Genomic DNA, 255 nt, shown 5'->3' with positions numbered 1-255 from the left:
CAGACCGGGCACCGTGGGCACGATGGCCTCGACCAAGGCGGTATCGTGAATGGCGTCACTGCTTTCCGCCATCACTTGCTGGAAGCGCGGGTAGGCCGAGTACGGGATGCCACCGCCGTTGGCAAAGCAGTCGACGGCCTGGTCCTCGACCTGCGCCATCAGCGGGATGAACACCGCCGTTTGGGCGAGGTTGTCCGGCCCGGCGGCGGGTGTCAGCACCGCGGCGTACTCGGGTGGCAGCCGGTACGTTGCGGT

1 pseudogene is annotated in these 255 nt (G+C 67.8%); it reads right to left on the bottom strand.

The features are described 5' to 3' along the window. Positions 1-219, bottom strand: a pseudogene (locus SAHL_RS03335) (methyltransferase); the annotation flags it as partial. Positions 220-255: the final 36 nt, after the last annotated feature.

Origin of the sequence: Salinisphaera orenii subsp. halophila YIM 95161 (assembly GCF_003732545.1) — a bacterium.
GTDB lineage: Bacteria > Pseudomonadota > Gammaproteobacteria > Nevskiales > Salinisphaeraceae > Salinisphaera > Salinisphaera orenii_A.
Note: the sequence above shows the minus strand (reverse complement) of the source record. Positions and strands in the feature narration are given on the sequence as shown.